The organism is Herbaspirillum sp. UBA812 (genome assembly GCF_002296545.1).
Taxonomy (GTDB): domain Bacteria; phylum Pseudomonadota; class Gammaproteobacteria; order Burkholderiales; family Burkholderiaceae_D; genus Herbaspirillum; species Herbaspirillum huttiense.
In genome coordinates this window covers 6,993-14,879 of sequence record NZ_DBIC01000355.1, presented here as the reverse complement: position 1 = coordinate 14,879, position 7,887 = coordinate 6,993, and the positions used below count along the sequence as shown (strand labels likewise).

General features: G+C 63.1%; 6 protein-coding genes and 2 pseudogenes. All 8 read left to right on the top strand.

Annotated features, from left to right (window positions below):
• Nucleotides 1-125, top strand: a pseudogene (locus B3873_RS23725) (ABC transporter ATP-binding protein); the annotation flags it as partial.
• 57 nt (nt 126-182) lie between these two features.
• Entirely contained in the window at nt 183-1,097 is a 915-nt protein-coding gene (locus tag B3873_RS23720; protein WP_013234543.1) for a branched-chain amino acid ABC transporter permease, read from the top strand.
• 66 nt (nt 1,098-1,163) lie between these two features.
• The gene (locus tag B3873_RS23715) at nt 1,164-2,240 is read left to right on the top strand and encodes a branched-chain amino acid ABC transporter permease (RefSeq protein WP_039787190.1); all 1,077 of its coding nucleotides are present in this window, start codon (nt 1,164-1,166) and stop codon (nt 2,238-2,240) included.
• 88 nt (nt 2,241-2,328) lie between these two features.
• Nucleotides 2,329-3,660, top strand: a pseudogene (locus tag B3873_RS23710) (ABC transporter substrate-binding protein).
• A gap of 67 nt (nt 3,661-3,727) precedes the next feature.
• The gene (locus B3873_RS23705) at nt 3,728-4,585 is read left to right on the top strand and encodes an ABC transporter ATP-binding protein (RefSeq protein WP_187697641.1); all 858 of its coding nucleotides are present in this window, start codon (nt 3,728-3,730) and stop codon (nt 4,583-4,585) included.
• Between the two features lie 12 nt (nt 4,586-4,597).
• A complete protein-coding gene (locus tag B3873_RS23700) occupies nt 4,598-5,869 on the top strand; it encodes a phenylacetate--CoA ligase family protein (protein WP_286869386.1) in 1,272 nt (423 codons plus the stop codon).
• A 137-nt stretch (nt 5,870-6,006) separates the two neighbouring features.
• Nucleotides 6,007-7,272: an alanine transaminase gene (gene alaC, locus B3873_RS23695; protein WP_034331604.1), complete on the top strand. Its 1,266-nt coding sequence runs from the start codon at nt 6,007-6,009 to the stop codon at nt 7,270-7,272.
• 90 nt (nt 7,273-7,362) lie between these two features.
• Nucleotides 7,363-7,782: a YXWGXW repeat-containing protein gene (locus B3873_RS23690; protein WP_199725154.1), complete on the top strand. Its 420-nt coding sequence runs from the start codon at nt 7,363-7,365 to the stop codon at nt 7,780-7,782.
• The last annotated feature ends 105 nt before the right edge of the window (nt 7,783-7,887 follow it).

The following is a 7,887-nucleotide window of genomic DNA, read 5'->3' as shown; positions in this document are numbered from 1 at the left end:
TGGTCATGGATATCTCCGACCGCGTCGTGGTGCTGGACTACGGCAAGAAGATCGGTGATGGCACGCCCGATGAGGTGATGAGCAATCCGGAAGTCATCAAGGCTTATCTCGGGACTTCCCACTGAATGTGAAAACAATATAAATAATAAAAACAATATGGACATGGCAGGCAAGGAGACGACATGCAATTCTTCCTCGAAGTCACCCTGAGCGGTTTGCTCTCGGGGCTGATGTATTCCCTGGTGGCGCTGGGTTTCGTACTGATCTACAAGGCTTCCGGCGTCTTCAATTTCGCCCAGGGCGCGATGGTGTATTTCGCCGCGCTGGCGGTGGTGGGCCTGATGGAGAAGGGCATGCCGATGTGGGCGGCCATCATCGGCGCCTTCGTGGTGATGATCCTGGTGGGGCTGGCCACCGAGCGCTTCGTCTTGCGCAAGCTGGTCAACCAGCCGCCCATCACGCTCTTCATGGCCACGATCGGCCTGACCTTCTTCCTCGAAGGGCTGGGCCCCTTGCTGTTCGGCAGCGAAGTGCGGCCCATCGACCTGGGCATCGTCGATGAGCCGATCCAGTCGGTGATGGACAGCATTGGCATCGGCATTTCCAAGTTCGACCTGTTCGCCTCCGGCATGGTGGTGGCGCTGGTGGCGGCACTGGCGCTGTTCTTCCAGAAGACCAAGGTCGGCCGCGCCCTGCGCGCGGTGGCCGACGATCACCAGGCGGCGCTGTCGCTGGGCATCCCGCTGCAGCACATCTGGGCCGTGGTGTGGGGCGTGGCCGGTTTCGTGGCGCTGATTGCGGGCCTGCTGTGGGGCTCGCGCAATGGGGTGCAGTTCGCACTGACCATGACGGCCCTGAAGGCACTGCCGGTGCTGATCCTCGGGGGCTTCACCTCGATTCCCGGGGCGATCGTCGGCGGGCTCATCATCGGCGCTTCCGAGAAACTGGCCGAGATCTACATCCCGCCGGTCATGCAGGATGCCTTCGGCGGCAACTTCGGTGGCATCGAAGGCTGGTTCCCTTACGTGTTCGCGCTGCTGTTCCTGCTGGTGCGGCCGGAGGGACTGTTTGGCGAGCGCCATATCGACCGCGTATGACAATCTGCTGATTCCAATGTTGGCGATATGTCGCCACAGGTGCCATGCAGGAACAAGGAGAACGCAATGCTGTACCGTGAAGCAGGACAATTCAAGACAAGCTACATCGCAGACAGCCAGATCTTCCCGATCCGCCAGGATCGCATCATCTTCACGCTCTTCATGGTGTTCGCCTTCGTGGGCGTGCCGCTGTTGGGCAGTGAATACTGGTTCTCGGCCATCCTGGTGCCGTTCCTGGTGTTTGCGCTGGCCGCACTGGGCCTGAACGTGCTGACCGGTTACGCCGGCCAGCTTTCACTGGGGTCGGCTGCCTTCATGGCCGTGGGCGCCTATGCGGCCTACAACTTCCAGTTGCGCGTGGAGGGCATTCCCATCGTTGCCACGCTGCTGCTCTCGGGTGCCTGTGCGGCCATGGTGGGCGTGCTCTTCGGGCTGCCCTCGCTGCGCATCAAGGGCTTCTACCTGGCCGTGGCGACGCTGGCGGCGCAGTTCTTCGTGGTGTGGGCGCTGACCAAGTTTCCCTGGTTCTCCAACAATTCTTCGTCGGGCGTGATCAGCACACCCAAGATCGACTTCTTCGGCATCGCCATCGACACCCCGGTGCGCAAATACCTCTTCGTGCTGGCCGTGGTGAGCGTGCTGGCGCTGGTGGCCAAGAACCTGGTGCGCTCCTCCACCGGCCGCGCCTGGATGGCCGTGCGCGACATGGACGTGGCGGCCGAAGTGATCGGCATCCCGCTCATGCGCACCAAGCTGACCGCCTTTGCCGTGAGCTCCTTCTACTGCGGCGTGGCCGGTGCCCTGTATGCCTTCTGCTACCTGGGCTCGGTGGAACCGGACGGTTTCTCGCTGGACCTGTCCTTCCGCATCCTCTTCATGATCATCATCGGCGGCGTGGGCAGCATCCTCGGTTCCTTCCTGGGGTCGGCCTTCATCCTGCTGCTGCCGATCTTCCTGGACAACGCATTGCCGCCGCTGGCATCGCTGCTGCACCTGCCGTTCACCAATGCGACGGTCTCGCATATCCAGATGATGGTGTTCGGTGCCCTGATCATCTTCTTCCTGATCGCCGAGCCGCACGGGCTGGCGCGGCTGTGGCAGATCGCCAAGGAAAAACTGCGCTTGTGGCCGTTCCCGCACTGAGCGCCGCAATACCGTATTGAGGTAGGCGGAGGCCGGAACACCGGCCTCCGATCAAAGTCGGCAACGACAACAACAAGGAGACGAGACCATGAAAACCATGAAGCATCTGCGGCAGTGGCTGCTGGCCACCGCCTGCGCCGCCAGCCTGCTGGCACCGGCGGCGCCGGTCCTGGCGCAGGCCAGCGACCAGTTCATCGCCATCCCCAGCTACCGGGTCGGGCCGTATGGCACCAATGGCCAGTCGTATTACGGCGGCTATGTCGATTACCTCAACTACATCAACCTCAAGGAAGGCGGCGTCAACGGCGTCAAGCTGTCCTGGGAAGAGTGCGAGACCGAGTACAACAACGCCAAGGGCGTGGAGTGCTACGAGCGCATGAAGAACAAGAACCAGGTCACGCGCGGCACCGCCATCAACCCCATGGCCACCGGCATCTCCTATGCGCTCATCGACAAGACCGCCGAGGACAAGGTGCCCCTGGTGATGATCGGCTACGGCCGTACCGATGCGGTGGATGGCTCGGTGTTCCCGTATGCCTTCCCGCTGGTGACCACCTACCAGATGCAGGTCTCGGCCATCGTGAAATACCTGGCCGGCAAGAACAATGGCTCGCTGGCGGGCAAGAAGATCGTGTTCCTGTATCACGATTCGGCCTATGGCAAGGAACCCATCGTGGCGCTGCAGGCGGAGTCCTCCATCGGCAAGTTCAAGCTGGTGGAAATCCCGGTGGCGCACCCCGGCAACGAGCAGGGCGCACAGTGGCTGCGCATCCGCCAGGAGAACCCGGACTACGTGATCTTCTGGGGCTGGGGCGTGATGAACCAGACCGCATTGAAGGCCGCGCAGAAGGTCGGCTATCCGCGTGACAAGATCGTCGGTTCCTGGTGGGCCGGTTCGGAAGAAGACACCATCCCCGCCGGTGACGCTGCCAAGGGCTACCTGTCGGCCACCTGGAACGTGGCCGGCAAGGATGTGCCCGTGATCGCCGACATCGACAAGGTGGTCTATGGCGCGGGCAAGGGCAACATGCAGGACAAGAACAAGCTCGGCTCCATCCTCTACAACCGTGGCGTCTCGGCGGCCATTGCCACCGTGGAAGCGGTGCGCACGGCGCAGGACAAATACGGCAAGGGCAAGGTCATGAGCGGCGAGCAGGTGCGCTGGGGCTTCGAAAACCTCAACATCACCGATGCCCGTCTGAAGGCCCTGGGGGCGACCGGCCTGCTGCCTGAAATCAAGACCTCGTGCGACAACCATTAAGGTTCGGGCAAGGTCAAGATCCAGCAATGGGATGGCACGAAGTGGGTGCTGGTGTCGGACTGGATCGAGGGCAACAAGAACCTGATCCACCCGCTCTTCAAGGCCTCGGCCGCGAAATACGCAAAAGAAAAAGGCATCACTCCTGCCTGCATGAAGTAGGCGCTTGCGCCGGCGGCTCTGCACGTCTCCCACGGCCGCCGGTGCTTTTTTGGGAATGCGAACGACCATGAATGCCACACCGATTCAGACCAGTGCCGCGCCTTCCGCCGCTACGGCAGCGGTGGCCAAGGCGCTGGCCATCAACAACATCGAAGTGATCTATGACCACGTGATCCTGGTCCTGAAGGGCGTCTCGCTGGACGTGCCCGAAGGCAAGATCGTGGCGCTGCTCGGGGCCAATGGCGCCGGCAAGAGCACCACCCTGAAGGCCATCTCCAACCTGCTGCACGCCGAACGTGGCGACGTGACCAAGGGCAGCATCGAATTCCGTGGCGAGCGCGTGGACCGCATGACGCCCAATGACCTGGTCAAGCGCGGGGTGATCCAGGTGATGGAAGGACGGCATTGCTTCGGTCACCTGACGGTGGAAGAAAACCTGCTGACCGGTGCCTACACGCGCGGCATCAGCAACGCCGAAGTGAAGCACGAACTGGAAAAGATTTACGATTATTTCCCGCGCCTGAAGGTGCGGCGCAAATCGCAGTCCGGCTATACCTCGGGCGGTGAGCAGCAGATGACGGCCATTGGCCGCGCCATGATGGCCAAGCCTTCCATGATCCTGCTGGATGAACCCTCGATGGGGCTGGCGCCGCAGATCGTCGAAGAGATCTTCGAGATCGTCAAGGATTTGAACAGCAAGGAGAAAGTCTCCTTCCTGCTGGCCGAGCAGAACACCATGGTGGCGCTGCGCTATGCCGACTTCGGCTACATCCTCGAAAACGGCCGCGTGGTGATGGAAGGTGCGGCCAGCGAACTGGCTGATAACGAAGATGTGAAGGAGTTCTATCTGGGCGTCTCCGGTGGCGGCCGCAAGAATTTCCGCGACATGAAGTTCTATCGCCGCCGCAAGCGCTGGCTGGCGTAAGTGGAGGGCATCATGTCCGATCCTACACAGGTACTGGCCGAACTGGATGCGCTGGAGCGGCGCGATCCGCAACAGCGCGAGCAAGCACTGATGTGTGCCTTGCCGCAACTGGTGGCGCGCGCGCAAAGTGCGCCGGGCTGGGCGCGCATCCTCGCTGGCGTGGACGCGGCGGCGATCACCTCGCGCGCGGCGCTGGCGCAATTGCCGGTCACGCGCAAGTCCGACCTGAAGGAACTGCAGACCCGCGAGAGCCCCTTCGGCGGCCTGAACACGACCCCGGCGCGGCAGTTGCGGCGGCTCTTCGTGTCGCCCGGCCCGATCTTCGATCCCGAGGGGCAGGGGGCGGACTGGTGGCGTTTTGCCAGTCCCATGAAGGCGCTGGGATTGCAGGGCGGGCACATCCTGCAGAACTGCTTCGCCTATCACTTCACGCCGGCGGCCTTCATGGTCGAGGGCGCGGCGGCACGGCTGGGCTGTGCGGTGATCCCGGCCGGCATCGGCCAGACCGAATTGCAGGTCAATGCGATGGCGGCGCTGAAGCCCGATGCCTATGTCGGCACGCCCTCGTTCCTGAAGATCATCATCGAGAAGGCGCGCGAGATGGGCGCGGATATCTCCAGCGTGCAGCGGGCGCTGGTCAGCGCCGAAGCACTGCCGCCTTCGCTGCGCAGCTGGTTCCATGAACACGGCGTGCCGCAGGTGCTGCAGCTGTATGCCTCGGCCGACATCGGCAACATCGCCTACGAGACCATGAGCGAGGGCGCGGTGCATCCCGGCATGGTGCTGGATGAATCCCTGATCCTGGAAATCGTGCGGCCCGGCACCGGCGATCCGGTGGCCGAAGGCGAGGTCGGCGAGGTGGTGGTGACTTCCTTCAATCCCGACTATCCGCTCATCCGCTTCGGAACCGGGGATCTGTCGGCGGTGGTGCAGGGCATTTCTCCCTGCGGGCGCACCAATACCCGTATCAAGGGCTGGATGGGGCGCGCCGACCAGACCACCAAGGTGCGCGGCATGTTCGTCCATCCCTCGCAGGTGGCGGACGTACTGCGCCGCCATGGCGATGTCTTGCGGGCGCGGCTGGTGGTGTCGGGCGAGATGGCCAATGACATCATGACCCTGCATTGCGAAGTGGGTGACCCGGAAGATCCGGCCATCGATGTCAATGCACTGGCCGGCAGCCTGCGCGAGGTGACCAAGCTGCGAGGGGAAGTGTTGCTGGTGGCGCCGGGGAGTTTGCCCAACGATGGCAAGGTCATTGAGGACGCCCGCAAATACGAATAGGTGAAGGAGCTTGCAGGGGATCGAACATGCCGGGCGATTTGCGCTTGTGCAGGTGAAGCTTCGCGCATAAAATCATCGGCGGAACATCAGTTCCAACGTCGCTCGGACGGTTCCGGGCGCTTACGTGAAAGACACCCATGACGCAATCCGCCGATTCGCGCGATCCCTCGCGCACGCCTGCCGTATCCTCTTCCCCTGCAACTTCCCCGGACGCCTTCCCGGTCAGCTTCCCGCGCATCGAACGGCTGCCGCCCTACGTCTTCAACATCACTGCCGAACTCAAGATGGCCGCCCGCCGCCGGGGCGAGGACATCATCGACATGTCCATGGGCAACCCGGATGGTCCCACGCCGCCGCACATCGTCGAGAAGCTGGTGGAAGTGGCGCAGCGGCCCGATACCCACGGTTATTCCTCCTCCAAGGGCATCCCGCGCCTGCGCCGGGCGATTGCGCACTGGTATCGCAGCCGCTACGAAGTCGACTTCGATCCCGACAGCGAAGCCATCGTCACCATCGGTTCCAAGGAAGGCCTGGCGCACCTGATGCTGGCCACCCTCGACAAGGGCGATACCGTGCTGGTGCCCAATCCCAGCTACCCCATCCACATCTATGGTGCCGTGATCGCCGGTGCCAACATCCGCTCGGTGCGCATGAGCCCGGGCGTGGACTTCTTCGATGAACTCGAACGCGCCGTGCGGGAGAGCTATCCCAAGCCCAAGATGATGATCCTGGGCTTCCCCTCCAATCCGACCGCGCAATGCGTGGAACTGGAATTCTTCGAGCGGGTGGTCAAGCTGGCGCGCGAGCACCAGATCCTGGTGGTGCATGACCTGGCCTATGCCGACATCACCTTCGATGGCTGGAAAGCGCCGTCCATCATGCAGGTGCCGGGTGCGCGGGAGGTCGCGGTGGAATTCTTCACGCTTTCCAAGAGCTACAACATGGCCGGCTGGCGCATCGGCTTCATGGTCGGCAATGCGCGCCTGGTGGCGGCGCTGGCGCGCATCAAGAGCTATCACGACTATGGCAGCTTCACCCCGGTGCAGGTGGCGGCCATTGCGGCGCTGGAAGGCGACCAGTCCTGCGTGGAGGAGATCCGCGCCAATTACGAAAAACGCCGCAACGTGCTGGTGAAGGGCCTGCATGAGGCGGGCTGGATGGTCGATGTGCCCAAGGCCTCGATGTATATCTGGGCGCGCATCCCGGAGCCGTATCGGCAGTTCGGCTCGCTCGAATTTTCGCGCATCCTGCTGGAACAGGCCAAGGTCTGCGTCTCGCCCGGCATCGGTTTTGGTGAATATGGCGACGAGTACGTGCGCTTTGCCCTGATCGAGAATGAATCGCGCATCCGCCAGGCCATCCGTGGCATCAAGACCATGTTCAAGAACGCCAAGGGCGGTTGACGGGCACACGCCGGGCCGGTGTAAAGGCCGGAACTGCATCGGCCGGGCGCGTGTCATACAACACTCTTCACCCCCTGACTGTTCTGTATGATGAAAAAAATAATATTCGCCAGCCTCATCGCGCTGGGAGCGTCGGCCGCCGTGCTGCCGGTTGCCCAGGCACAAGTGTCCGTGAACATCAACATCGGCGCGCCGCCGCCGCCGCGCGCCGAACCGCTGCCACCCCCGCGCCATGGCTATGTCTGGGCGCCCGGCTTCTGGGATTGGGATGGCTACCGCCACATCTGGCGCGAAGGCCACTGGGTGCGCGAGCGTCCCGGCTATGTCTATGCGCAGCCGGTCTGGCGCCAGGGACCGCGCGGCTGGGAACTGGATCGCGGTGGCTGGCGCGGTGGTCCGCCACCGGGACGGGGGCCGCGTCATGATGATTTCGATGACGACCATCGGGGGCCGGGACGCGGGCGCGACCGCGACTGCCCGCCGGGCCCTGCGCGCAAAGGCGAGTGCTGAAGCGCGGTCAGTTTGATCTGATCTGAATTGAAGTGATGAAACGAAACGGCCGCAACGTGAAGACGTTGCGGCCGTTGTCGTTGGCGGGTTGCGCTGAGGTGGACG

Coding starts and splice junctions, on each gene's coding strand:
- B3873_RS23690 (WP_199725154.1), top strand. CDS start 7,363: ATGAAAAAAATAATATTCGCCAGCCTCATCGCGCTGGGAGCGTCGGCC.
- alaC (WP_034331604.1), top strand. CDS start 6,007: ATGACGCAATCCGCCGATTCGCGCGATCCCTCGCGCACGCCTGCCGTA.
- B3873_RS23705 (WP_187697641.1), top strand. CDS start 3,728: ATGAATGCCACACCGATTCAGACCAGTGCCGCGCCTTCCGCCGCTACG.
- B3873_RS23715 (WP_039787190.1), top strand. CDS start 1,164: ATGCTGTACCGTGAAGCAGGACAATTCAAGACAAGCTACATCGCAGAC.
- B3873_RS23720 (WP_013234543.1), top strand. CDS start 183: ATGCAATTCTTCCTCGAAGTCACCCTGAGCGGTTTGCTCTCGGGGCTG.
- B3873_RS23700 (WP_286869386.1), top strand. CDS start 4,598: ATGTCCGATCCTACACAGGTACTGGCCGAACTGGATGCGCTGGAGCGG.